The 24,471-nt window shown below is 67.4% G+C and carries 23 protein-coding genes; 7 read left to right on the top strand and 16 right to left on the bottom strand.

Features of this window, described 5'->3' with window-relative positions; genetic code table 11:
- Positions 1–12: 12 nt before the first annotated feature.
- Complete coding sequence (locus tag C0099_RS15860; protein WP_123785235.1) at positions 13–246, bottom strand: hypothetical protein; 234 nt, start codon at positions 244–246, stop codon at positions 13–15.
- A gap of 238 nt (positions 247–484) precedes the next feature.
- On the opposite strand from C0099_RS15860, the gene C0099_RS09325 reads away from it, so the two are divergent.
- Positions 485–1,852, top strand: a complete 1,368-nt coding sequence (locus C0099_RS09325; protein WP_102247185.1) for a DEAD/DEAH box helicase — start codon at positions 485–487, stop codon at positions 1,850–1,852.
- A 72-nt stretch (positions 1,853–1,924) separates the two neighbouring features.
- On the opposite strand, the gene C0099_RS09320 is transcribed toward C0099_RS09325, so the two are convergent.
- From C0099_RS09320 to recJ, 11 genes are all read right to left on the bottom strand, one after another.
- Positions 1,925–3,778 carry a nitric oxide reductase activation protein NorD gene (locus C0099_RS09320; protein WP_102247184.1) on the bottom strand — a complete coding sequence of 618 codons (1,854 nt, stop codon included), beginning with the start codon at positions 3,776–3,778 and terminating at the stop codon, positions 1,925–1,927.
- A gap of 1 nt (position 3,779) precedes the next feature.
- A complete protein-coding gene (locus C0099_RS09315; RefSeq protein WP_102247183.1) occupies positions 3,780–4,772 on the bottom strand; it encodes a 4Fe-4S binding protein in 993 nt (330 codons plus the stop codon).
- A 1-nt stretch (position 4,773) separates the two neighbouring features.
- Positions 4,774–5,187 (bottom strand): hypothetical protein, encoded by a 414-nt coding sequence (locus C0099_RS09310; RefSeq protein WP_408634098.1) that lies wholly within the window; start codon positions 5,185–5,187, stop codon positions 4,774–4,776.
- Positions 5,184–5,984: a CbbQ/NirQ/NorQ/GpvN family protein gene (locus tag C0099_RS09305; protein ID WP_102247182.1), complete on the bottom strand. Its 801-nt coding sequence runs from the start codon at positions 5,982–5,984 to the stop codon at positions 5,184–5,186. Before C0099_RS09305 ends, C0099_RS09310 begins: the two co-directional genes overlap by 4 nt.
- Complete coding sequence (locus C0099_RS09300; RefSeq protein WP_102247181.1) at positions 5,981–6,256, bottom strand: cytochrome C oxidase subunit IV family protein; 276 nt, start codon at positions 6,254–6,256, stop codon at positions 5,981–5,983. The genes C0099_RS09305 and C0099_RS09300 overlap by 4 nt, the downstream gene beginning before the upstream one ends.
- Positions 6,257–6,260: 4 nt before the next feature.
- Positions 6,261–6,863, bottom strand: a complete 603-nt coding sequence (locus tag C0099_RS09295) for a cytochrome c oxidase subunit 3 family protein (RefSeq protein WP_102247180.1) — start codon at positions 6,861–6,863, stop codon at positions 6,261–6,263.
- 112 nt (positions 6,864–6,975) lie between these two features.
- Positions 6,976–8,373 carry a cbb3-type cytochrome c oxidase subunit I gene (locus C0099_RS09290; RefSeq protein WP_102248453.1) on the bottom strand — a complete coding sequence of 466 codons (1,398 nt, stop codon included), beginning with the start codon at positions 8,371–8,373 and terminating at the stop codon, positions 6,976–6,978.
- Positions 8,374–8,414: 41 nt separating this feature from the next.
- Positions 8,415–8,840, bottom strand: a complete 426-nt coding sequence (locus C0099_RS09285) for a c-type cytochrome (RefSeq protein ID WP_102247179.1) — start codon at positions 8,838–8,840, stop codon at positions 8,415–8,417.
- A 199-nt stretch (positions 8,841–9,039) separates the two neighbouring features.
- A protein-coding gene (gene prfB / locus C0099_RS09280; RefSeq protein ID WP_123785234.1) for a peptide chain release factor 2 occupies positions 9,040–10,144 on the bottom strand; the annotation gives its coding sequence in 2 pieces (ribosomal slippage) (positions 9,040–10,062 and positions 10,064–10,144; 1,104 coding nt in all).
- A gap of 118 nt (positions 10,145–10,262) precedes the next feature.
- A complete protein-coding gene (locus tag C0099_RS09275) occupies positions 10,263–10,940 on the bottom strand; it encodes an OmpW family outer membrane protein (RefSeq protein ID WP_102247178.1) in 678 nt (225 codons plus the stop codon).
- An 86-nt stretch (positions 10,941–11,026) separates the two neighbouring features.
- The gene (recJ, locus tag C0099_RS09270; RefSeq protein ID WP_102247177.1) at positions 11,027–12,718 is read right to left on the bottom strand and encodes a single-stranded-DNA-specific exonuclease RecJ; all 1,692 of its coding nucleotides are present in this window, start codon (positions 12,716–12,718) and stop codon (positions 11,027–11,029) included.
- Positions 12,719–12,859: 141 nt separating this feature from the next.
- Between recJ and C0099_RS09265 the strand changes: the two genes are divergently transcribed.
- Together C0099_RS09265 and lolD are read left to right on the top strand one after the other, a co-directional pair.
- The gene (locus C0099_RS09265) at positions 12,860–14,113 is read left to right on the top strand and encodes a lipoprotein-releasing ABC transporter permease subunit (protein WP_102247176.1); all 1,254 of its coding nucleotides are present in this window, start codon (positions 12,860–12,862) and stop codon (positions 14,111–14,113) included.
- Positions 14,106–14,792, top strand: coding sequence for a lipoprotein-releasing ABC transporter ATP-binding protein LolD (lolD, locus tag C0099_RS09260; protein WP_102247175.1), 687 nt, complete (start codon positions 14,106–14,108; stop codon positions 14,790–14,792). Before C0099_RS09265 ends, lolD begins: the two co-directional genes overlap by 8 nt.
- Positions 14,793–14,933: 141 nt before the next feature.
- On the opposite strand, the gene C0099_RS09255 is transcribed toward lolD, so the two are convergent.
- Complete coding sequence (locus C0099_RS09255) at positions 14,934–15,488, bottom strand: DUF2062 domain-containing protein (RefSeq protein ID WP_102247174.1); 555 nt, start codon at positions 15,486–15,488, stop codon at positions 14,934–14,936.
- Between the two features lie 80 nt (positions 15,489–15,568).
- On the opposite strand from C0099_RS09255, the gene C0099_RS09250 reads away from it, so the two are divergent.
- Positions 15,569–17,887 (top strand): DNA internalization-related competence protein ComEC/Rec2, encoded by a 2,319-nt coding sequence (locus C0099_RS09250; protein WP_102247173.1) that lies wholly within the window; start codon positions 15,569–15,571, stop codon positions 17,885–17,887.
- A 17-nt stretch (positions 17,888–17,904) separates the two neighbouring features.
- Here C0099_RS09250 and msrB read toward each other — a convergent pair whose 3' ends face one another.
- From msrB to ppsR, 3 genes are read right to left on the bottom strand one after another with little or no spacing between them, the layout of a single operon-like run.
- The gene (msrB, locus tag C0099_RS09245; RefSeq protein WP_102247172.1) at positions 17,905–18,312 is read right to left on the bottom strand and encodes a peptide-methionine (R)-S-oxide reductase MsrB; all 408 of its coding nucleotides are present in this window, start codon (positions 18,310–18,312) and stop codon (positions 17,905–17,907) included.
- A 14-nt stretch (positions 18,313–18,326) separates the two neighbouring features.
- On the bottom strand, positions 18,327–19,499 hold the full coding sequence (locus C0099_RS09240) for a DUF2863 family protein (RefSeq protein ID WP_102247171.1): 1,173 nt from the start codon (positions 19,497–19,499) through the stop codon (positions 18,327–18,329).
- A 55-nt stretch (positions 19,500–19,554) separates the two neighbouring features.
- Positions 19,555–20,388 carry a posphoenolpyruvate synthetase regulatory kinase/phosphorylase PpsR gene (gene ppsR / locus C0099_RS09235; RefSeq protein ID WP_102247170.1) on the bottom strand — a complete coding sequence of 278 codons (834 nt, stop codon included), beginning with the start codon at positions 20,386–20,388 and terminating at the stop codon, positions 19,555–19,557.
- Between the two features lie 118 nt (positions 20,389–20,506).
- Here ppsR and ppsA point away from each other — a divergent pair, with 118 nt between their 5' ends.
- From ppsA to C0099_RS09220, 3 genes are all read left to right on the top strand, one after another.
- Positions 20,507–22,873, top strand: coding sequence for a phosphoenolpyruvate synthase (ppsA, locus tag C0099_RS09230; protein ID WP_102247169.1), 2,367 nt, complete (start codon positions 20,507–20,509; stop codon positions 22,871–22,873).
- 221 nt (positions 22,874–23,094) lie between these two features.
- Complete coding sequence (locus tag C0099_RS09225) at positions 23,095–24,072, top strand: M23 family metallopeptidase (protein ID WP_102247168.1); 978 nt, start codon at positions 23,095–23,097, stop codon at positions 24,070–24,072.
- Positions 24,073–24,084: 12 nt separating this feature from the next.
- Entirely contained in the window at positions 24,085–24,471 is a 387-nt protein-coding gene (locus C0099_RS09220; protein WP_102247167.1) for a hypothetical protein, read from the top strand.

The raw sequence follows: 24,471 nt of genomic DNA, 5'->3' as shown, positions 1-24,471 counted from the left end.
AAAGCGTTGTCGTCACGGCTGTCGCGGCGGTTGGCGAACACGCGCTGCGGCGCGCCCGTGCAATCGTCGCAGGACCGCAGCGGCGAGCAGCACCTCGCAAAGATTGACGAGGCCGAAGCCGAGTGCGGCAGTGAGGCTGAAGTGACCCCAGATGGCAGCCAGCTCTGCGGGAATCACCGCGCCGAGCATCCACGGCCAGGGACGCACGTCCGAGACCAGCAGCGCCGTGGGCGGTTTTGACGTCACCGGATGCGTCGTCGTCGGCGAAGGGCTGGCTGGCGGTCATCGTGCCGCGCATGCACGAACGATCGCCCACGGTGGAGAAAATTCCTGTATAGTCGCGGACTTGCCTCACACCTGCCAATCAGTGTGGGCGCATCTCCTTCACTCAGGCCGGCAGCGAAGCGCCGCCAGCCCATTCCCCCGCCAGCCTTCGATTGGTGTCGCCGCAAGCGCGACAGGCCGTCGCTGGAGCTTTCACTGCATGACGAATCAAACCGAATTCACCGGTCTCGGACTGGCCGCGCCCCTATTGCGTGCGATTTCCGAAGCCGGCTACACCACGCCGACGCCGATCCAGGCGCAGGCCATTCCGCTGGTGCTGGCCGGGGGCGACCTGCTTGCCGCCGCGCAGACCGGTACCGGCAAGACCGCCGGCTTCGTGCTGCCGGTGCTGCACCGCCTGCTCGACAAGCCCGCTGCCAACCCCAAGGCCGGCCGCCCGCGCTGCCTCATCCTGACCCCGACGCGCGAGCTCGCCGCGCAGGTCGAGGAATCCGTGCAGACCTACGGCAAGCATGTCGATCTGACCTCGATGGTGATGTTCGGCGGTGTCGGCATCAATCCGCAGATCCAGGCCCTGCGCCGCCGCGTCGACCTGCTGGTGGCCACGCCGGGCCGTCTGCTCGATCACATCGGCCAGAAGACGCTGGATTTGTCCGGCGTCGAGATCCTGGTGCTGGATGAGGCCGACCGCATGCTCGACATGGGCTTCATCCGCGACATCCGCAAGGTGCTCGCGCTGCTGCCCAAGCAGCGTCAGAACCTGCTCTTTTCGGCGACCTTCTCGGACGAGATCCGTCAGCTCGCCAACGGCCTGCTGAGCAACCCCGGTTGTGTCGAGGTCGCGCGCCGCAACACCGCTTCCGAGCTGGTCGACCAGTCGGTCTACATGGTCGGACAGAAGCAGAAGCGCGAACTGCTGGCCTGGCTGATCCGCGAGAACCGCTGGGAGCAGGTGCTGGTGTTCACGCGCACCAAGCATGGCGCCAACAAGCTCGCCGAGTATCTGGGCAAGAACGGCATTCCGTCGGCCGCGATTCACGGCAACAAGAGCCAGTCGGCGCGCACGCGCGCGCTCGGCGACTTCAAGGACGGCAGCCTGCCGGTGCTGGTCGCGACCGACATTGCCGCGCGCGGTCTGGACATCGACCAGCTGCCGCAGGTGGTCAACTTCGAACTGCCCAACGTCGCCGAAGACTATGTGCACCGCATCGGCCGTACCGGCCGTGCCGGCGCAACGGGTGCCGCGGTGTCGCTGGTCGATGGCGAGGAAACCCGCCTGCTGGCCGGCATCGAGCGCCTGATCAAGCGTCGCATCGAGCGCGCAGAGGCCACCGGCTTCGTGCCGGCCGCGCCGGGCACGCACGTCGAAGTGTCCGACGCGCGTGGTCCGCGCCCGGCGCCGCGCAGCCATGGGCGCCCCGGCCAGAGTCAGCCGCGAGGCGGTCAGAATGCCGGTCGTCGCGCGGGTGGCGGTGGCAACGGCCAGCCGCGTGGCAACGGCGGCGGCAATGGGGGTCGCAGCGACGGCGCCCGTCGTCCGCGCAATCCGGGCGGTCCGCGCGGCTGATCCTGCGCGCATTGTCTGAACGAAACAGGGCGCCCCTCGGGGCGCCCTGTTTCGTTCGGTCCGGCTGGCCCTTCAGCGCGTCAGCTGCGCATACAGCGAGGGCAGCCGCGCCGGCAATTCCTCGGGCTTGCGGATCACGGTGTAGCCGGCCGGGCCGAACAGATGCGGCAGGTAGCCGCCGCCTTCGGAATCGATGGTCACGCAGAACGGCACCAGTCCGGCGCGACGTGCCGCCACGATGGCCGCGCGCGAGTCCTCGATGCCGTAGCGGCCTTCGTACAGGTCGAGGTCGTTGGGCTTGCCGTCGGACAGGATGAGCAGAATGCGCCGGCTCGCGGCGGTGTCGGCGAGCTCTTGCGTGGCGTGGCGGATGGCGGCGCCGAGACGCGTGTAATAGCCCGGCCGGATGGCCTGGATGCGGCCGCGCGCGGCGTCGTCGAAGCGCTCGTCGAAGCTCTTCAGATGATGGAAGCGCACCATCTTGCGGCGCACCGACGAGAAGCCACACATGGCGAAGCGGTCGCCGGTGGCGAGCAGCGCCTCGCCGAACAGCAGCAGTGCGTCGCGGATCACGTCGATGACGCGCGCGTGCGAGGAAACCCAGGTGTCGGTGGACAGCGACAGGTCGGCCAGGACCAGGCAGGCCAGATCGCGCTCGCGCTTTTCCAATGAGCGATAGAGATTTTCCGAGGCCTGTTTGCCGGTGGCGCGGTCGGTGCGCGCACGCACGTTGGCATCCACGTCGGCCTCGGTGCCGTCGGGGCGCTGGCGCAGCCAGCAGCGGCCTGGCTGCAGCGCGGCGAACTGCTGGTGCAGGCGCTTGGCGGTGCGGCGCAGATGCGGCGGCAGCGGGGCGGGGGCGGCGTCGCGTGCGCGCATCTCGACCAGCCGCACGTGGTCTTCGAGCAGAAGCTGCTTGCGGTAATCCCATTCGGGCAGCGGGATGCCTTCGCCCAGCACCACGTCGTCCTCGGCCTCGGACGGCAGGTCGAGGTCGAAGCGCACCTTGGAGGCCACCGGCGCCTCGTCCTGTGCCAGCGACAGCTGATCGAGGTCGCGCGCCGCGCGGGCCGCGTCGTCGTCCGGCTCGTCGTCGGTGGGGCGGTTCATCTTGAGGAATTCGGCCACCGCCATCACGCTCTCGGCGCGGAACATCATGGCGAAGCTGTTCTTGTTCTGCGGCATGTCCTCGCGCCTGGCGCGATGTGCCTGACGGCGCGCGTCCTCGTCGTGGCGCGGGCGCGTCTCACCGTCCTGCGGCGGCGGGTCGTTGGCGCCGCGCAGCGCGATGCTCGAATCCAGCGCGCCGGTCAGCCATAGCAATACCGGCAGCGGCGGCGGCGTGTTGCGCGCTGCGGCGGGCAGGGCAGTGACGCTGCCCGGCTGGGTGATGGCGGCGCGGATCGCGTGTTCGCGCGCCGCTTCGGCGGCGGGCAGGGATTCGGGCGCCGGACGCGCGGCGATGCAGGCCTGCGCCAGCCGCCGGTAGCGTGGCTCCAGTCCCGGCCACTGTTCCAGCGCGGCCTGCGTGGCGCGCTGATTGCGCACGATGTCTTCCTCGTCCGGGTCGTGCGGCAGGGCCGAATGCGCGGCGGCCAGCGCGGCCAGCCACAGGTACAGCTCGCGGTTGAGCACGGGGTCGGGAAAGGCGTCGATCTCCGGCGGCAGGCGCAGCGTTGCCGCATCCATGCGCGCCTGCGCGGCGCGCTCGCCGGCGCCGGCCAGTCGCTTGAGCCAGTTGCGCCGCGCGCCGTGCTCGTCCTCGGTGGCGGCGGCCACGCGCAGGCCGGGGTCGCCGCCCAGCGCGCGGAAGAACACCGCCGCGGTGCGTTCGATCTCGCGCAGGCGCACGCTCGCTTCGGGATGGCTGCCGCCCGCGGCGCGGGTGATCCAGCGGTGCCAGTATTTTCCGACGGTTTCTTCCATTTCAATTCCAGTGCGAGCGGAAGCCCGCCTCGTTCTGCCTTGCCGCCTCACGGCTGACCCATTCGAGCAGCGGGCCGTTCGGGTTGTCGGCCTGGGTGGTGGCGCAGGCCTGCAGGCATTGCGCGCATTGCGTGCAGGTGAACATCAGGCGCTTGATGTTGCGCGGCTTGAGCCGCATCGGGCAGGCGGCCTCGCAGGCGGCGGAGCGGTCGGGCAGGCAGGAGGCGCAGTCGGCGGCGCGTTCGCGCTTGAAGCCGACCACCATGGCGTCGCGGTTGCCCATCCAGGCCAGGCTCTGAAACAGGCCGACGGCGCAGGCGTAGCGGCAGAACAGATGCCGCGCGAACAGGAACTCGGCGCTCAGCACGACGGTGGCGGCGGTCAGGAAGATGGCCTGGTTGCGCGTGGGTTCGAGCCGGAAGACATTGCCCCACACCTCATCCGGCGGCAGCAGATAGGTCAGCAGCGCCACCGCCCACAGGAAGGCGAAACCGACCGCCGCCGGCAGCACGGCGAACCACCAGCGCGCGTCGGGGCGGATGCGCGTGCCGTTGGGCTTCCACGGCGTGATCGGCGCCTTCTCCCATACGCTGGGCTTGCCGCTGGCGCGGCGCATGAGGTTGTTGACGGTCTCCACCACCGAGAAGTGCGGACACAGCCAGCCGCAATACACGCGGCCCCATTTCCAAGCCACCCACAGGAACAGCGCGGCGCCGCCGAACAGCGGCACGAACAGGCGCAGGAACAGGTTGCCGGCCGCTTCCAGCGCGCCGATGCGCCCGGCCATGAAGTCGTCGAGGCCGATGCGCCATTCCATGCCGAGAAACCAGGCGTGGCCGGCGACGAGGTCGTAGCGCAACAGATCGAACACCGGCGCGAGCACGAACAGCGCGAAAAAACCCGCCCGAGCGATCAGGCGCGAGCGCTGGATGCGCGCGTGGCGCGCGGTCGTCTCGGTGGCGATGGGGATGATGCGGCGCGCAGCGGTGTTCATGTCAGTACCGGATGCGTGGGCCGATGACGGGAAAGCGCCACGGCCTGGCGAGGATGGCGCGGTTGAGTCCGACCACGCCTCCGAGGATGAGTGAGGCGTGAAAGCACAGGAAGTACAGCACGCCCACCACCCACGACCACGGGTTGTCGAGCCCGCCGAGCAGGAAAATGGCCAGACTCACGCCGAACAGCGCGGCGCCGCCCCACAGGCTCGCGACCACGGTCTGTTCGAGGTGGTTGAGCGTCAGTGCATCGGCGCGGCGGCGCATGATGGCCCACAGCAACACCAGCAGCACGAAGGCCACGCCGGGGGCGATCATCAGGTTGGCGAGAAACAGGGCTTCGGCTGCGATGGCGAGTTTCGGGCCGGGGGCCAGTTCGCGCAGCAGGTCGGGCTGCCGGCCTGGCATCGTCATGCCCCCAGGTTCGCCGCGACGATTTCGTTCAGTGCGTCGGCCACCTCGGGGTCGTCGGTGAGGCTCTCGACGATGGCGACTCGGCAGGCCGTGCGCGGCGCGAGTCCGCTGCGCACCATCTGCGCGGCGTAGATCAGCAATCGCGTACTCGCCGCTTCCTCGAGGTCGTGCTCGGTCAGGGTGCGCAGTGCGCGTGCAATGGACGTGAGCTTCTGCGCCAGTTCGGGCGTGCAGCCGGTCTCGCCGATGATGACCGACTGCTCGTGCTCGGCGGTGGGGAAGTCGAAGCGCAAGCTGACGAAACGCTGGCGCGTCGAGGGCTTCATGCCCTTGAGCAGGTTCTGGTAGCCGGGGTTGTAGGACACCACCAGCATGAAGGACGGCGGCGCCTCGATCAGCTCGCCGGTGCGCTCCAGCGGGAGGATGCGGCGATCATCCGCCAGTGGGTGCAGCACCACGGTGGTGTCCTTGCGCGCCTCGACCACTTCGTCGAGGTAGCAGATGCCGCCCTCGCGCACGGCGCGGGTCAGCGGGCCGTCGCACCACACCGTCTCGCCGTCGCCGATGAGGTGGCGGCCGACCAGGTCGGCGGCGGTCAGGTCGTCGTGGCAGGACACGGTGTACAGCGGCAGGTTCAGCCTTGCGGCCATGTGCGCGACGAAGCGTGTCTTGCCCACGCCGGTGGGACCCTTGATGAGCAGCGGCAGGCGATTCTTCCAGGCGTGCTCGAAGATCTCGATCTCGTCGGCGACCGGCGCGTAGAACGGGGTTGCGAGTGCGGGGACGGGGGCGTTCATGGGGTCAGACCTCTCCAGTAAGCAAGCGCGATGAGTGCGATGACGGCGATCAGCCATCCCAGGGTGAGCGCGCGCCACAGCAGCGGGGCATGGCGCAGGGCCATGTAGTCGAGCAGGATCAGCGCCCCCTTGACCAGAGCGAAACCGAACAGCATGGCGAAGATGGCCGGGCCGGCCGCGCCGGTTTCGCCGAGCCACCAGGCCACTGCGGTGGCGGCGAGCAGGAACAGCCAGATCAGGGTCGCGCGTTGCGGGGTGGCGTGTGCGGTCATCGGCTTACCTCATCACATAGACCAGCGGAAACAGCACCAGCCACACCAGATCGACCATGTGCCAGTAGGCCGCGCCGGTTTCCATGCCGTGCAGTTCGCGGCGGTTGTAGCGGCCGGCGCGGGCGTTGTTCCACAGCGCCACCAGAATCACCAGCCCCAGCAGCACATGCATGAAGTGGAAGAAGGTCAGCGACAGGTAGAACATGTGGAAGGTCGAGGACGACAGGCTGATGCCGGCGGCGTAGGCCGACGCGTATTCGGCGGACTTGACCGCGACGAAGCCGGTGCCGCAGCCGATGGCGGCGAGCAGCCAGCGCGCGGCAATGGCGCTGTGGTCGGTCGCGGCGGCCTGCACCGCACGCACGACGAAATAGCTCGATGTGAGCAGCAGCACGGTGTTGATGGCGCCGGCATCGCGGTCGAGCGCGGCCTGCTGCAGCGTGAAGGCCTCGACGTCGGCCGAGCGCGCAAAGGCGTAGGCGGCGAAGAACAGGCCGAAGACCAGCAGTTCGGCGAGGATGAAGAACCAGATCGCAAGATCGCCGGCCAGCCGGAGCTCGCAGGCGGGCTGGTCGTCGGAACGGGGCAGGGTCAGTGGCCTTGTCATGGCTGCAGTCTAGGTGTGGGCGCGTTTTTCCCGTTTGATCGGGATTAATTGAGCGGTGCGAAACGAGGCGGGCGGCCGAGGCCGCCCGTCTCATCTCACGGGATCGCGTGTGTCACGCGGTCTGCGGGGTGGTGACCTCGACGCGCGCCGGTGCGCCCTTGACGAAGAAGCTCACCACATAGGTCACCAGACCGATGCCGAAGATCACGCCGGCCCACAGTCGCATCCAGTAGAACAGTGCGACCTGGTCCTGCACCATCATGAAGGGCTGCGGGGCATCGGCGACGCGCTGCAGCCATACCTGCAGGATGCCGGCGGCGGTCAGGAACAGCGTGATGAAGACCATCGATACGGTCATCAGCCAGAAGCTCCACATCTCCACCACCTGTGCGCGATTGCTGTTGGCCTCGCGTCCGCGCAGGATCGGCATGGCATAGCTGATGATGGCGATGACCACCATCACGTAGGCACCGTAGAAGGCCATGTGACCGTGTGCCGCGGTGATCTGCGAGCCGTGGGTGAAGTAGTTCACCGGGGCCAGGGTGTGCAGGAAGCCCCATACGCCGGCACCCAGGAAGGCCATCACGCCGGTACCCAGCGCCCACAGCACGGCCGCCTTGTTGGGATGCTCGCGGCGACGACGGTTGACCATGTTGAAGGCGAACACCGTCATGGCGAAGAAGGGCAGCGGCTCGAGCGCCGAGAACAGCGAGCCCCACCACTGCCAGTAGCCCGGCGTACCGATCCAGAAGTAATGGTGGCCGGTGCCGATGATGCCGGTGACCAATGCCAGCGTGATGATCACGTACAGCCATTTCTCGATCACTTCGCGGTCGACGCCGGTGGTCTTGATCAGCACGAAGGCGAGCAGCGCGGCCATGATCAGTTCCCACACGCCTTCCACCCACAGGTGCACCACCCACCACCAGAAGTACTTGTCGAGCACCAGGTTGGACGGGTTGTAGAAGGCGAACAGAAAGAAGATCGCCAGCCCCCACAGACCGATCAGCAGCACGATGTTGATGACCGTCTTGCGGCCCTTGAGCATGGTCATGCTGATGTTGTAGAGGAAGGCGAGCGCGACGACGACGATGCCGATCTTGGTCAGCAGCGGCTGCTCGAGGAACTCGCGCCCCATGGTGGCGAGCAGATTGTTGCCAGTGGCCTCAGCGAGCGTGTTGTAGTCGACGAACAGGTAGCCGAGGATGGTCAGCACGCCTGCGGTCAAAAACACCCAGAACAGCGCCAGCGCCAGTTTCGGGCTGTGCAGCTCGGTCTCGGCTTCCTCGGGCACGAGGTAGTAGGCCGCACCCATGAAGCCGAACAGCAGCCATACGATGAGCAGATTGGTGTGCACCATGCGGGCGATATTGAAGGGGATCTCGGGGAACAGGAAATCCCCGATGACATATTGCGTGCCGATGATCAGGCCGAACACGATCTGGCCCACGAACAGCGCGATGGCGGCGATGAAATAGGGCATCGCGACGGCCTGGGACGTGTATTTCAGTTGCATTGAATAATCCTCCGGAAATCAGGCAGTCGGCGCGATCAGCCCTCGATGTTGGGCGGCCAGTCCTGGGTGTTGATGCCGTTGGTGTACTTGAGGAATTCGACCAGATCGTCGAGTTCTTCCTCGGTCAGGTGGAACTGCGGCATCTGGCGACGACCGGGGGAGTTGGTCGGCATGGCCTGCATCCAGGCCTTGATGAAATCCGGTCCGCGACGCTCATAGACGTTGCCCAACTCGGGCGCGTAGTAGGCGCCTTCGCCGAGCAGCGTGTGGCAGCCCAGGCAGTTGCGCGTCTCCCAGATGTGCTTGCCGCGCGCGGCCGCTTCGGTGAGGTTGTGACGGTTGTCGGTTTCGGGCAGACCCTGGACGGTGTCGAAAGTCAGCCCCAGAAACAGCAAAAAGAAGAACACGGAACCGCCGTAGAAGACGTTCCGTGCCATCGCCTTGGTGAGCATGCCACTCATGCGTGCCTCCGCTATGCATTGAAACTATGCGTGATGAATGATCGATTGCGTGCTTGCGGAGTGCATTGTCCGAGGGCGGTCGCGACGCTCCCATGATCTGAATCAAGTGGGAAAATCCGTCGTTTTTGTGCGGATATCGGACAAAAAGAAAAGGGCGCTCCCGAGGGAACGCCCTTTGCTCGATGTGACCGGGGCGGGACTACACGCCCTGTTTGAGGCTGGCGGCGATGAAGTCGTCCAGGTCGCCGTCGAGCACGGCCTGGGTGTTGCCCACCTCGAAGTTGGTGCGCAGATCCTTGATGCGCGACTGGTCGAGCACGTAGGAGCGGATCTGGTGCCCCCAGCCGATGTCGCTCTTGGAGTCTTCCAGCGCCTGCTGCTCGGTCTGGCGCTTGCGCAGTTCGCTCTCGTACAGTCGCGCCTTGAGCATGGCCATCGCCGCGGCACGGTTCTTGTGCTGCGAGCGGTCGTTCTGGCACTGCACGACGATGCCGGTGGGCTCGTGCGTGATGCGGATCGCCGAGTCGGTCTTGTTGATGTGCTGGCCGCCGGCGCCGGATGCGCGGTAGGTGTCGACGCGCAGATCGGCCGGATTGATCTCGATTTCGATCGAGTCATCGACCTCCGGATACACGAACACCGAGCAGAAGCTGGTGTGACGACGCGCGTTCGAATCGAAGGGGCTCTTGCGCACCAGGCGGTGGATGCCGGTCTCGGTGCGCAGAAAGCCGTAGGCATGGTCGCCGTCGACCTTGAAGGTCGCGCTCTTGATGCCGGCAACCTCGCCTTCGGATTCCTCCAGCAATTCGGTGGTGAAGCCCTTGCGTTCGCAGTAGCGCAGATACATGCGCTCGAGAATGCCGGCCCAGTCCTGCGCCTCGGTGCCGCCCGCGCCGGCCTGGATCTCGACGAAGCACGGGCTCGGGTCCATCGGGTTGGAGAACATGCGGCGAAACTCGAGGTTGAGTACCTTGGCCTCCATCGTCGCCAGATCGGTCTCGACGGCGCCTATGGTGTCCTCGTCGTCCTCGGCTTCGGCCAGTTCGAACAATTCCCTGAGGTCGCGCGACATGCTTGCGATCTCGTCGAGCACGAGCACGACGTCCTCGAGCTGGCGCTTTTCCTTGCCCAGTTCCTGCGCGCGATCAGGGTCGTTCCAGACCGCCGGATCCTCGAGCGCGAGGTTCAGCTCACGCAGCCGGGTTGCCTTCTCGTCGTAGTCAAAGATACCTCCGCAGTTCCGCCCCGCGATCCGCGAGGTCGGTGAGTTTCTCGGCGAGGGCGTTGATGCGTTCGGCTTCCATCGTGTCTTCTTCGCTAGATTTGCAGATCGCGAAGTATACCGGCAGCGGCCGGTGCGAAGCGACCCGATGAAAAACGGCCGGGCAGGGCCGGCCGTTCGTGAAAGGCGGGTCGTGCGTCTCAGAACCTGTAGCCGAGCCCCACCATGAACACCCACGGATCGATGTCGACGTCGACCTTGACCGGGGCGCCGCCGAGCTTGGCGCGCGCGGTGGTGTCGATGTCGATGTGCCACACCGAGACGTTGAACAGCAGCCGGTCGTTGATCATGTAGTCGGAGCCGACCTGCAGCGCCAGACCCCAGGAATCGCTCAGGCTCAGGCCGGAGAAGCCGTTGGCCTTCTGTGCGCCGCTGAGCTTTTCGTCGAAGAAGGTCGTGTAGTTGATGCCGGCGCCCACATAGGGCTGCCAGCGCGATTCCGAAGGCATCGGGTAGTACTGCAGGGTGAGCGTCGGCGGCAGGTGCTTGACCTGGGCGAACTTGCCGTCGAAGCCGGACGCGCCGAGCGCCGCGTCGACGCCGCCGATGCCCACGCGATGGCTGAACGGGGTCGCCGCGAGCAGTTCCACGCCGATTTGGTCGGTGAGCTTGTAGGCGAAGGTCAGGCCGAGTTGGGTGTCGCTGCCGACCGTGGCCTTGGTGCCGGGCACGGCGCCGCCGCCGACCTCGATGCTGGAGCTGCTGTCATCCGGGGCGACATGGGCCGCACCGGCGCGGACGATGATGCTGCCGGCCTCGTGGGCCAGTGCGGGCGTGGCGGCGGCCAGTGCCGCGGCGAGAACCAGAACCTTCTTCATGGGGACTTTCCAACTGGGTTGCGGGAAAGCCCATCATATGGTTATGGTTTTTGCCGGTACTGATCCAGATCAAACACGCGCCCGATTCAGGCCGGCTCGAAGTGCTCGAACATCAGTTGCAGGCTGGTCACGCCGTTGTACTCGTTGGCCGACAGGCGGTAGGCGGCGTGGATCTGGCCCGGCGCCGCGTCGGCGAAGTTGAACTGGATGGCGTCGAAGCGCTGGCCGTTCTTCGATACCTGCAGTTTCAGGTGCTTTTCCTTGAGCAGGCGCTGCTTGTCGACGCGGAACACGTCGCTGAACACCGGCGCCGGAAAGCCGTGACCCCATACGTCCTGCTCGAGCAGGCGCGCCGCGTCCAGGCTCATCCAGGCCGACTCCAGTCCGCCGTCGGTGGCGATGCGGCGCGTGATGTCGGTGTCGCCCAGCAGTTCCTGCACCACGTCCTCGAACACCGCGGTGAATTCGGCGTGGTCCGTGTCGCGGATGGTCACGCCTGCAGCCGCCGCGTGGCCACCGAAGCGCAGCAGCAGCTCGGGTCGGCGCTTGCTCACCAGGTCGAGCGCGTCGCGCAGGTGCAGATCGGGGATGGAGCGCCCGGAGCCCTTCAGTTCGCCGTTCTGTCCGCGTGCGAAGGCGAAGGTGGGGCGGTTGAGCTTTTCCTTGATGCGTCCGGCGACGATGCCGATCACGCCCTGATGCCAGTCCGGCTCGTACAGGCTGACCGACAGCGTCTCGCCGGGGTCGAAGTCCATCAGACGCGCCAGCGCGTCTTCCTGCATGCCTTGCTCGATGTCGCGTCGCTCGCGGTTGAGACGGTCGAGATCCTGCGCGATGTTGAGCGCGCGGGCGGTGTCGTCAGTGACCAGGCATTCGATGCCCAGACTCATGTCGGAGAGCCGCCCGGCGGCGTTCAGGCGCGGACCCAGCGCGAAGCCCAGGTCGAAGCTCGACGCGCGCGAGGCGTCGCGTCCGGCCGCGGCGAACAGGGCACGCACGCCCGGCTGCATGCGTCCGCCGCGCATGCGCGCCAGCCCCTGCGAAACCAGAATGCGGTTGTTGCGGTCGAGCTTGACGACATCGGCCACCGTGCCCAGCGCCACCAGATCGAGCAGATTGCCCAGATTGGGTTCTGGCCGCTGCGTGAAGACGCCGCGCTCGCGCATCTCGGCGCGCAGTGCGAGCAGCACATAGAACATCACGCCGACGCCGGCCAGCGACTTGCTGGGGAAATCACAACCGGGCTGGTTGGGGTTCACGATCACGTCGGCCTCGGGCAGGGCCTCGCCCGGCAGGTGGTGGTCGGTGATCAGCGTGGCGATGCCAAGGCTGCGCGCGGCGGCCACGCCTTCGACGCTGGCGATGCCGTTGTCGACGGTGATGATCAGCTCGGGCTCCATGCGCGCGGCCAGTTCGACGATGGCCGGCGTCAGGCCGTAGCCGTATTCGAAACGGTTGGGCACCAGGTAGTGCACATCCGCGCCCATTGCGCGCAGGCCGCGCAGGGCCACCGCGCAGGCGGTCGCGCCGTCGCAGTCGTAGTCGGCGACGACGACCATGCGCGCGCCGGCTTCGATGGCGTCGGCGAGCAAAAGCGCGGCTTCGTGCGCGCCGGTGAGCGCGTCCGGCGGGATCAGGCCGGAGAGGGTGTAGTCGAGTTCGTCACGACGCCTGACGCCGCGTGCGGCGTAGATGCGCGCGAGCAGCGGGTGCACGCCGGCATCGACGAGGGCCTGCACGATCGGAAAATGCGTCTGTCGGGGCTGGATGACGGACATGCGGAAAAGGGCCGGGAAGGGGACTGCGGAATGCGCCGCAGTCTAGCACGCAGCGCCCATCGGGCCGGGCGCGGCAACGGCTTGTCACACGCCGTGCGCGGGCTTGCGGCACAATGACGCCTTTTCACGCGAACGAGCCGGATGCGTTACGAAGTCCTCGTCGGCCTGCGATACACCCGCTCGCGCAAGCGCGCGCAAGGTCGCAACCGTTTCATCTCCTTCATCTCGCTGGTGTCGATGATCGGCACCGGGCTGGGCGTGGCGGCGCTGATCGTCGTCTTGTCGGTGATGAACGGTTTTCAGGAGGAGTTGCGCACGCGCATCCTCGGCGTGGCCTCGCACGTGCAGGTCGTCGGCTACGAGGGCGAGATCGAGGACTGGCCGCAGGTCGCCGACGAGGCCATGCGCCACCCCGACGTGCTCGCTTCCGCGCCCTACGTGCAGGAGCAGGGCATGCTCGCCTTCGACCAGGAGGTGCGTGGCACCATGGTGCGTGGTGTGCTGCCGGCCGAAGAGGACGGAGTCGCGGATTTTTCGCAGTACATGCGTGCCGGCAGCCTGCAAGCGCTCGAGGCCGGGCGCTTCGGCGTCGTCCTGGGCCGTGACCTGGCTTTCGCACTGCGTGCCGAACTGGGCGACAAGATCACGCTGATCGCGCCGCAGGGCCTGGTCACGCCCGCCGCGGTGATGCCGCGCGTGCGCCAGTTCGAGATCGTCGGCATCTTCGACGCCGGCATGTACGAATACGACTCCGGTCTGGCGCTGATCCACATGCGCGACGCGCAGGCGCTGTACCGCCTGGGCGAGGGTGTGAGCGGTGTCCGCCTGAAGCTCGACGACCTGTTCGCCGCGCCGCGCGTGGTGCGCGAGCTGGCATCGATGATCAGCGCGCCGGCCTATGTCACCGACTGGACGCGCAGCCACGCCAACTTCTTCCGCGCCGTGCAGCTGGAGAAGACGATGATGACCATCATCCTGTTCCTGATCGTCGCGGTCGCCGCGTTCAACATCGTGTCGACGCTGGTCATGGCGGTGCAGGAGAAGAACGCGGACATCGCCATTCTGCGCACGCTGGGCGCGAGTCCACGCTCGATCATGTCGATCTTCGTGCTGCAGGGCGCGATCATCGGCGTGGTCGGCCTGGTCGGCGGTACGCTTGGCGGCCTGCTGCTCGCGACCAATCTGGACATCGTGATCCCGTGGCTGGAGACCGTGACCGGCGCGACGCTGTGGAACAAGGAGATCTACTACATCAAGGAACTGCCCTCGAAGGTGCTGCCGGCGGACGTGCTGACGATCGTGTCGCTGTCCTTCGTGCTCACGCTGGTGGCGACGCTGTATCCGAGCTGGCGCGCCTCGCGCGTCAATCCGGCGGAGGCGCTGCGCTATGAGTGAATCGAATGTGCCGGTGCTGCGCTGCGAGGGCCTGGGCAAGGTCTATCGCGAAGGCGACGACGCGCTCGCGGTGCTGAGCGACGTTCATCTGGAGATCGGCCGCGGCGAACGCCTGGCCATCGTCGGCGCCTCGGGTTCGGGCAAGAGTACGCTGCTGCACCTGCTCGGTGGTCTGGACATGCCCAGCCACGGACGGGTCGCCCTCAACGGACGCGACTTCTCGACGATGAGCGATGCCGAGCGCGGGCGCCAGCGCAACGAAGTGCTGGGCTTCGTCTATCAGTTCCACCACCTGCTGGCCGAGTTCTCGGCGCTCGAGAACGTCGCCATGCCGCTCTACATCCGCCGCATGGATCGCGCCCAGGCCGACGAGCGCGCCGCCGCCATGCTGCGCGAGGTGGGTCTGGGCGCGCGCCTGAATCACTCTCCGGGCGAGCTCTCCGGAGGCGAGCGCCAGCGCGCGGCGATTGCACGCGCGCTGGTCACCGAGCCGGCCTGCGTGCTCGCCGACGAGCCCACCGGCAACCTCGACCGGCGCACGGCCGAGGCCGTGTTCGACCTGATGCTCGGGCTCAACGAACGTCACCGCACCAGCTTCGTGATCGTCACCCACGACGAGGCGCTCGCACGGCGGGCGCAGCGCACGGTGAGGCTAGAGGACGGGCGGCTGGTGGCCTAGCAGGGTGATGCAAAACTACTGCGGTGGCCATCTGCGGCGTTGCGTGGTGCTCGCTCCCTCGCCTACCTTCAGGGTTGTCTCGGTCGCTGTGCGCCGCGCGCCTTGCATCTGACCATCCTCGCTACGTTCTGCATCACCCTGCTAGCCGCCGGATTCGCGTTCGCGCCGCATCGAGCGTGCCCGCCAGGCGCGGATGAGGTGCCAGCGATACAGGCCGCGCACTGCGAAATAGCCGGCGATTGCCAGCGCACCCGCGAGCAGGACGAGCCCGATCACCAGCGGCTTCCCAAGCCCCACGCTCCACTGCAGCAGTTCCATGGCCCAGACGCTCAAGGCCATGTCATCCATCGGTGGCGGATCGACGAAGTCCGACGCCTGTCCGCCGGTCACGACCACCCCGATCACGTAGGCGACAAAATACAGCGGCACGATGGTCAGCGGGTTCGAATAGAGCGTTGTGACCAGCGCCAGCGGCAGGTTGACGCGGGCCAGGATGCAGACGATTGCGGCGCTGAGCATCTGAAACGGACCGGGAATCAGGCCGCAGAACAGCCCCACCGCGACTGCCCCTGCCGCCGAGTGACGATTCAGGTGCCACAGACGCGGATGCAGCAGCGAGTTCGCGAACGGTCGCAACCAGCGGTTGGTGTGCACCGTCTCGTGGCTTGGCAGGAAGCGTCTGAAGGTCTTGCGCATCGTTGCGACGGTGGCTTTGTGCGGGCGATCGCTCGGCCCGACTTGTTCCTGTTTGATGCTGTCGGCATGATGCCTGCATCATGCGTGTGTCGATCCTCGCTTTCGCGTTCGGTGTGCTCGTCCTGCAGAATCTGCCGACGCTGCCGTCACGCGCGGCACTGATCGTGACGACGATTCTAGTCGCGATCGGGGTCGCGCTGTGCTGCGTGCGAGCGCCGCGCCCTGCACGCACGGCCGCACTTGCCATCACCGCGTTCGCCGTCGGCTCCGGTTGGGCCGGGTGGCGGGCCGAGTGGCGTCTGGCCGAGGCGCTGCCGATGACTTCCGAGGCGCGCGACGCGGTGGTGACGGGCGTCGTCGATGGCCTGCCCGAAGAACTCGAGCGGGGTGTGCGCCGTTTCGTGTTCTCGGTCGAGACGAGCGATGCCGGCGTGCCGTCGCGCGTGCGACTGTCGTGGTATCCGTCGCGCGGCGAGCGCGTGCCCGACATCCGCGCGGGGCAGCGCTGGCGACTGGTGGTGCGACTCAAGCGGCCGCACGGTCTGCTCAATCCGGGCGGCTTCGATTACGAGGGCTGGCTGCTGCAGCGCGGTATCCGTGCGAGCGGCTATGTGCGTGAGGACGCGCGCAACGCCCGGCTCGACGAGTTCGCGCCGGGATTCATGAGCGGCGTGCATCGCGTGCGCGAAGCGGTGCGCGAGCGCCTGCGTGCGGATCTGGGCGACGCTCCGCATGCCGGTATGGTGATTGCGTTGGCGGTAGGCGATCAGCGCGGCATTGAAAGCGAACACTGGGAGGTGTTTCGCCGTACCGCGGTGGGGCATCTGGTGGCGATCTCGGGCCTGCACGTGTCCCTGGTCGCGCTGGCCGTCGGCGGACTGGCCGGCGGGTTGTGGCGGCGTCGGCCGCGGCTGGTGGTGCGCGTGCCGGCACGTCGCGTCGCGGCGCTTTGCGGGCTGGTGGCGGCCACGGCTTACGCGCTGCTCGCCGGGCTGGGGCTGCCCACGCAGCGGGCGCTGATCATGCTCGCGGTGGCCGCGCTGGCGCTTGCGGCCGGGCGCGAGAGCGCACCCGGGCGCGTGCTGGCCTTGGCCCTGGCTGCGGTCCTGATCTTCGACCCGTGGGCGGTGCTCGCGGGCGGCTTCTGGCTGTCCTTCGGCGCGGTCGCCGTGATCGTGCTCGTCGCCTCCGGTCGTCTCGAGCAGCGCGGCGCACTGCATTCGGCGGTGCGCATCCAGCTGGCCATCACGCTGGCGCTCGCCCCGGTGCTGCTTGCGCTGTTCGGCGCCGTGTCGGCGGTCGGGCCGCTGGCCAATGCCTTCGCGATTCCGCTGGTGAGCTTCGTGATCGCGCCGCTGGTGCTGCTGTCCATCGTCGTGCCCGTGCCCTGGTTGCCCGCGCTGGCCCACACCGTGACCGGCTGGATGATGGCCGCCCTCGAATGGCTCGCGGCATTGCCGTTCGCGCTTTGGCATGCGCCGGCCGCGCCCTTGCCCGTGCTCGTGTGTGCCGTCGCGGCGACCTTGTGGCTGCTGATGCCGCGCGGCACGCCCGGCAAGGTGGCGGCGGCGCTCGCGCTGCTACCGCTGTTCGTGTGGTCGCCCGCGCGTCCGCTCGCGGACGGCTTTCGCGCGATGGTTTTCGACGTCGGGCAAGGGCTGGCCGTGCACGTGCAGACCGCGCGCCATGACTTGCTCTTCGACACCGGGCCGCCGTACGGGCCGGTGTCCGACGCCGGCGCGCGCGTGATCTTGCCCGCGTTGCGCTCGGCCGCCGTGGGGCGGCTGGATGCGCTGGTGCTCTCGCACGGTGACGCCGATCACGTCGGCGGAGCAGCGTCGCTGATCGGCGAAATGCCGGTCGAGCACCTGTGGCTGGGCTCCGGTGCGCATCGGCGCGCGGGGCTGAATCGGGCGGGGACGCCGTGCGTCGCGGGCGAGGGCTGGGAGTGGGACGGTGTGCGTTTCGAGTTTCTGCATCCACAGTCAGGCGAGCGGCCGGCGCGGCGCAACGAGGGTTCATGCGTGCTGCGCGTGGTCGCGCCCGGCGGCACGCTGCTGCTGCCGGGTGATATCGGCGCGCCCTCCGAGCGGGATCTGACCAAACGCGATGCACTCGCGCTGGCGAGCGACGTCGTGGTCGTTGCGCATCACGGCAGCCGCGGTTCGAGCGCGCCGGCCTTCGTCACGGCCAGCGGGGCGCGCCATGCGATCCACGCGGTAGGCAACCTGAATCGCTATCGCCATCCGCACCCGGACGTGTGGTCGCGCTGGGCGCGGGCCGGCGCGCGCAACTGGCGCACGGACGCCCAGGGGGCGATCCTCGTCGAGGTGGATTCGCGCGGGGTCGAGGTGTCGGCATGGCGCGAACGCCATCCGCGATACTGGCACGGGCGCTGAAGCCAGCCGGCGATCGTTCAGTCCTTCGCGTCGTTCGCGCGAAATCGGATCGAGGCCGAGTTGATGCAATAGCGCAGGCCGGTCGGTGGCGGTCCGTCCTCGAAGACATGACCCAGATGCGCGCCGCACTGTTCGCACAGCACTTCGGTACGCAACATGCCGTGCGAGGTGTCGCGTTCTTCCTCGACGTTGTCCGGCGCCGCCGGTATCCAGAAGCTCGGCCAGCCGCAGCCGGCGTCGAACTTGTGCTCGGAGTGGAACAGCGGGGCGTCGCAGCACACGCAGCGGTATTCGCCGGCCTTCCAGTGATCCCAGTACTCGCCGGAGAAGGCGGGTTCCGTGCCCTTCCAGCGCGTGACGCGAAACTGCTCCGGCGTGAGTTGCTCGGCCCATTCGGTGTCCGGCTTTTCGACCTTGCGGTTCATGTCGTCGGCTCCGTTCAATGCAGGTGGCGCGGGGTCTGTTCGCCGTGCTCGTCGGGCATCTCGGCGTGTACGGTCTCGCCGTCGGCCGACGGATACATCGGTGCGCCGCAGTCGTCGCAGTACTCCAGCGGGAAGCGGTGGTCGAGATAGACGATGTCGGCGACGCCGCAGTCGCGCAGCACGGCCTCGATCTGTGCCGGGATGTCGGCGTTCTCGTCTTCGGCGCCGAGCAGCGGCCACACCACGCCGTGCACCACCGCCGTGTCGTCGTCGCGTCGCGAGAAGCCGATGCGGTATTCCTCGAGTTCGCGATCGTGGAAGGGCGCGATGACCGCGCGCAGGTTGGTCGCTGGCGTCTCCAGCTCGGCGCCGAGGAAGGCTACCGAGGCACGGATCGCGTAGGGTCGGCTTTCGCGGTCGGCCTCGCGGCTGGCAGCGAAATAGGCCTCGGGCAACACCACTTCGGTTGCACAGCCGGGCAGCAGCGGGGCCAGACAGGCGCCGCCCTGGCTGCGCCAGCGGTCGAGTGCGTCGTCGCGGCTGTCGCCGGGTTGCTGCCAGGCGAAGAAGGGCTTGTCGCGCGGTACCGCGATGGCGGCCAGCAGATAGCGCGTGTCCGACAGGAAGTGCGCGGTGTCGGGCATGCCTTCGGTCTCGATCTTGAGGTCGCTGCCGGCCAGCGCGGCGCGACCCAGCGCGGCGGCGAACTCGGCCGTGGCGCAATAGCCACGCGGCAGCTGGTCCGGGCTGAACAGGTAGTCGGCGAGCGCGAGCTTGGCGTCCGAGGCGAGAATGTGGGCCGACAGGTGTACGCGCAGATTGGCGAGCACCGCCGGCGGGATGGCGTTGGCCGGAATGCGGAAACGCGACCACGCGAGAATCGGCGCGCCGATGAGCAGCACGTCGTGCGCGTCGTCGATGCGTCCGCCGGTCTCGGCGCGCGATTCGATGAAGTCGGCCAGTTCCTCGTAGCCGCGGGCGTTCTTGGCATACAGGTGGTCGAGCGCGGTGTTGAGCGCTTCCTCGTCATGTTCGGCGAGCAGGCCGTCGACGGTGTCGACCAGCTGGCGATCCCACCAGCGGTCTTCGGCGAGGCTGCCCGATTCGGCCAGGCCGGTCGCGAGCCAGATCAGGTGTTCGGTGTCGCGGCCGATGCCGCCGCGACGCTTCTGTCGGTTTCTCTTCATTGTGTCCTTCACATGAACCTGCCGCGCGGCGCCATGCCGGGGGCGGATGAACGGGTCACCAGGCGTGACCTTCGAGGTCGATGGCCTGCATGATGGTAGCGGAGATTTCCTCGATCGATTTGGTCGTCGAGTCGATCCAGGGAATGCCTTCGCGGCGCATCATCTTCTGCGCCGCGGTGGTCTCGTGTCTGCAGTTGGGCAGCGAGGCGTACTGGCTGCCCGGGCGCCGCTCCTCGCGGATCAGCGCGAGGCGCTCGGGCGCGATGGTGAGGCCGAACAGCTTGCCGCGGTGGGGGGCGATCGCGCCGGGCAGACGGTTGCGCTCGAAGTCTTCCGGAATCAGCGGATAGTTCGCGGCCTTGATGCCGAACTGCATTGCCAGATAGAGGCTGGTCGGCGTCTTGCCGGAACGCGATACGCCCACCAGGATGACGTCGGCGGCGTCGAGCCCGTTGTCCGACGAGACGCCGTCGTCGTGGGCCATGGCATAGTTGATTGCCTCGATGCGTGCCTGGTAGTTGCCGCTGCTGGCCATCCCGTGGGACAGGCCGGCGATGTGCGACGCCTGCATCTGCAGCTCGCTCTCGAGCGGGCCGATGAACTGGTCGAAGAGGTCGATGTAGAGTGCGTCGGCCACACGCAGTGCGTCGATGATCTGCGGGTCGACCAGCGTGCTGAACACGATCGGGCGCACGCGATCGCGCTCGGCGGCTGCGCGAATCTGGCGCGCGCAGTCCTGGGCGCGCTCGCGGTCGGTCACGAACGGCAGGCGCACCCCGTGGACCTTGGCGTCCGGAAACTGCGTGAGCAGGCTGTGGCCGAGCGTCTCGGCGGTGATGCCGGTACTGCCGGAGATGAAGAAGGCGGTGCGCCGGGCGGGATTCGACATCGTTCGCTTCAGAAAAAATTGACCTGAGTCAATACGGGACTCTACAGTAGTGCACCGCAGCAAAGCGCAATAGAATCGCCGCAAGTTCCGATTCCAACCGTCTCGCGAGGATCCCGTCATGGCCCGCTACGTCATCCCCTTCTCCGAACTGCGCATGACCGACGTCGAGCAGGTCGGTGGCAAGAACGCCTCCCTGGGGGAGATGATCAGCCAGTTGCCCGACAGCGTGCGCGTGCCCGGGGGCTTCGCGACCACGGCCGACGCCTACCGCGAGTTTCTCGCCCATCAGGGGCTTGCCGAACGCATTCGCGCGGCGCTCGCCGCGCTCGACGTCGATGACGTGGTCGCGCTCGCGGAAGTCGGCGCGAAGATCCGCGGCTGGATCGTCGACACCCCGTTCCCCGAGCGCCTGGAGCAGGAGATCCGCAGCGCCTACGAGGCGCTCACGGCCGACGGCGAGGGCAGCTTCGCCGTGCGTTCCTCGGCGACCGCCGAAGATCTGCCCGACGCCTCGTTCGCGGGCCAGCAGGAAACCTTCCTGAATATACACGGCTACGAGGAGATCCTTCACGCGATCAAGGAAGTGTTCGCCTCACTGTACAACGACCGCGCCATCGCCTACCGCGTTCACAAGAGTTTCGACCACGACGTGGTCGCGCTGTCGGCCGGCGTGCAGCGCATGGTGCGCTCGGATACCGGTGCTTCCGGCGTGATGTTCACGATCGACACCGAGTCGGGCTTCGCCGACGTGGTGTTCATCACCGCATCCTGGGGTCTGGGCGAGACGGTGGTGCAGGGCGCGGTCAACCCGGACGAGTTCTACGTGCACAAGCCCAAGCTCGCCGAAGGCAAGCCGGCCATCGTGCGCCGCAGCCTCGGCTCCAAGCTGATCCGGATGGAGTTCACCGACGCGCGCCAGGCGGGCAAGTCGGTGCGCACCGTCGACGTCTCCGACGAGGAGCGCAACCGCTTCTCCCTGACCGACGAGGAGGTGCTCGAGCTGGCGCGTTACGCGGTGATCATCGAGCAGCACTATGGCCGCCCGATGGACATCGAATGGGGCAAGGACGGCGAGGACGGCAAGCTCTACATCCTGCAGGCGCGCCCCGAAACGGTGAAGTCGCAGGACGTGGCGCACCGCATGGAGAAATACCGCCTCAAGCAGTACGGCAAGGCGCTCACGCACGGACGCGCGATCGGCCAGAAGATCGGTCACGGCCCGGTGCGGGTGGTCGCCAGCGCCACCGAGATGAGTCGCGTGCAACCCGGCGACGTGCTCGTGACCGACATGACCGACCCCAACTGGGAGCCGGTCATGAAGCGCGCCTCGGCCATCGTCACCAACCGCGGCGGACGCACCTGCCATGCCGCGATCATCGCGCGTGAACTGGGCATTCCGGCCATCGTCGGCTGCGGCAACGCCACCGAGGTGCTCGAAGAGGGCAGCGAGGTCACGGTCTCGTGTGCCGAAGGTGACACCGGCCATGTGTACCGCGGCAAGCTCGAGTTCGAAGTGGTCTCAACCGATACCGGCAACCTGCCCGACATCCCGTTGAAGATCACGATGAACGTGGGCAACCCCGAGCTGGCCTTCGAGTTCGCGCAGCTTCCCAACCACGGCGTCGGCCTGGCACGGTTGGAGTTCGTGATCAACAACATGATCGGCATCCACCCCAAGGCCATTCTCGACATCGAGCGCGTGCCGGCGAGCCTGCGCGAAGAGATTCAGCGTCGTTCGCGCGGCTACGCCAGCCCGCGCCAGTTCTACATCGACAAGCTCGCCGAGGGTGTCGCCACCATCGCCGCGGCGTTCTGGCCCAAGGCGGTGATCGTGCGCACCTCGGACTTCAAGTCGAACGAGTATCGCAAGCTGCTCGGCGGCGAGATCTACGAGCCCGAGGAAGAGAACGCCATGCTCGGTTTTCGCGGGGCCTCGCGCTACATCGCGCCGGACTTCCGCGACTGCTTCGAGATGGAATGCGCTGCGCTCAAGAAGGTGCGCAACGACATGGGGCTCACCAATGTCGAGATCATGATCCCCTTCGTGCGTACGCTGGGCGAGGCCGATGCGGTGATCGAGCTGCTCGCGGGCAACGGTCTCGAGCGCGGGCGCGATGGCCTGCGGCTGGTGATGATGTGCGAGATCCCCTCCAATGCGCTGCAGGCCGACGCCTTCCTCGAGCGCTTCGACGGCTTTTCCATCGGCTCCAACGACCTCACTCAACTCACCCTCGGTCTGGACCGCGATTCGGGACTGGTGGCGAACGCCTTCGACGAGCGCGACCCCGCGGTGAAGATGCTGCTGTCCATGGCCATCCGCGCCTGCAACAAGGCAGGCAAGTATGTCGGCATCTGCGGGCAGGGGCCGTCGGATCACGCCGATTTCGCAGAATGGCTGATGGACGAGGGCATCCAGAGCCTGTCGCTGAATCCGGATACCGTGGTGGACACCTGGCTGGCCCTGGCCGCCCATCGCCGCGCCTGAGCGGCTTGCCGCAGGGACGCGGGAGGGGGCCGTCCTTCCCCGCGTGACCGCGCTCATCGTGAGACGCCGAAGCCGCTTGCGGTGACGTGGTTTTTTGGTGTTAGACTGGCGTCGGTTTTTTTGTTGCGGCAAATGCGGTTTGTTACAAATCCGCCACTTGCGGCACTCCGGATAATGCCCTGCCGATATTTCGGCATGCGTCCATCACGTGGAGGACATGGATGGCGTTCGTCATTCTTTCCGCCAGCGCGCTGACCCGTTCGAAGCCGCGCACGCTGAGCATGCGTGCGGTCGTCGGCATCGCATCGCTGGTCACGCTGCTCGTGCTGGCGGCGGGCATTGCAGTCGGATATGGGGTCGGTCGTGAAGGGCCGGCCCTTTTTGCGTCTGCGAATGCCGAACCCCGGCCTGTGACGAGGGCCGGTGCGGCGAACGAGTCCACCACCGACAACCGGCTGCTGATCGATCGTTTCGGCGAACTCTCCGGCCGCATGATGCAACTCGAAGCCGAGGCCATGGATCTGGCCTTTCGCATCGGGCTGATCAAGCAGGCCGGCGATCGCGCCGATGTCGATGAACCCAAGGCAGGGCGTGTCGCCAAGACGCCGCCGGGCTCGCCCGCCGGTGGCCCTTTGTTCAGGCCCGACGGCGTCGAGCCGCTGCCGGTTCCGCTGCTCCCGAACGGATCGCGCTCGGTCGAACTGGGTGACGGGCTCGAGCAGATCGAATCGAGCATCGAACGCATCACCGACCTGATCGCCGAGCTCGACCGCACCGTGGTCGCGCTGAATCTGCAGCACATGGCCCGACCCGGCCGCGAGCCGGTGCGCGGTCGTGCGGTGGTCTCGTCCTTCGGCAACCGCATCGACCCGTTCACGCGCAAGCGCGCCTTCCACAGCGGCATCGACTATCCGGCGCCGCCGGGCACGCCGATCCACGCCAGCGCGGGCGGTCGCGTCATCTTCGCCGGCTATCGCCGGGCGTATGGCAATACGGTCGAGGTCGATCACGGAGGCGGGCTGGTCACGCGCTACGCCCACGCCTCGAAAGTCCTCGTCAAGGTCGGTCAGGTCGTGATGCCCGGCGAGCAGATCGCCAGGGTCGGCTCGACCGGGCGTTCGACCGGTCCGCACCTGCACTTCGAGATCCTGCGCGACGGTCGCTTCATCGACCCGAAAGTCTATCTCGCGCAGTTCTGACCGGCGACGACGATGGCCACCCGCAAGCGTTCGCTCAGTCACGCCCTGTCGGCCGGGCGCATCACGCTGACGACCGAGCACACGGTGCGCCGCTCGCGGCGTCGCTGGATGCTGCTGCTGCTGGTCTCGGCCTCCGTCGGAGCCATCATTTTCCAGCTGACCATGCAGCGGCTGTCCGACGTGCGCACCGCGATGCTCGTCGACACCAACCAGGCCCTGCGCGAGGAACTGGAAGGCACTCAGGCCGAGCTGGAACGCGCGCTGCTCGATCTGGAACTGTCGTCGGTGACGCGTGCGGAGCTCGAACGCCAGCTGATCGTGCTCACCGAGCAGCACAAGCAGTTGCGCGAGGAACTCGAATTCGTCAAGTCCGCCGCGGTGCGTCCGCGCGGCAACTGA

This window comes from Pseudazoarcus pumilus, assembly GCF_002872475.1.
Taxonomy (GTDB): Bacteria; Pseudomonadota; Gammaproteobacteria; order Burkholderiales; family Rhodocyclaceae; genus Pseudazoarcus; species Pseudazoarcus pumilus.
This window is presented reverse-complemented; position numbering and strand designations above follow the sequence as displayed.